At 39.6% G+C, this 449-nt stretch carries 1 protein-coding gene; it reads right to left on the bottom strand.

All coding sequences use genetic code 11. The features are described 5' to 3' along the window. Positions 1-449, bottom strand: a 449-nt coding sequence (locus B4N75_RS00180; RefSeq protein ID WP_296706235.1) for an AAA family ATPase, incomplete at both ends; no start/stop codon positions are given.

The raw sequence follows: 449 nt of genomic DNA on the forward strand, positions 1-449 counted from the left end.
AAAAGCGACTGCACGTCACGCTCCACATAGGTCTGAAAATAAGAGCGGTAGAGCAAATCAACAGGCTGATTTTCCGAATAATGGCGCGGCATGAAACCCTGATATAAATATTCATCTTTTGAAAGATTTTGCCCGATTTGTAAAAGCTCAGAGATAGAATATGGAAGAAGATTTATGACTGCTGTTCTTCCTGCAAGCGACTGAGAGATTGCAGATTTCAGTCCTTGCTGAAAGCTGCCTGTAAGAATGAACTGTCCGTTTTGTTTTTTTTCATCGACTAGAACTTGGATTTTATTCAGTAGGGCAGGAACTCGCTGGATTTCGTCAATAATCAAGGGAGCCTTAAAAAGATTGAAAAATTCATTTATATCGTTCTGTGCAAGCGCAAAAATTTCCGGGTCTTCAAGGTTCACATATCGATAAGACGGAAAAAACATTTTTGCAAGCGT

It is taken from the genome of Treponema sp. UBA7570, assembly GCA_002477955.1.
GTDB lineage: Bacteria > Spirochaetota > Spirochaetia > Treponematales > Treponemataceae > Treponema_D.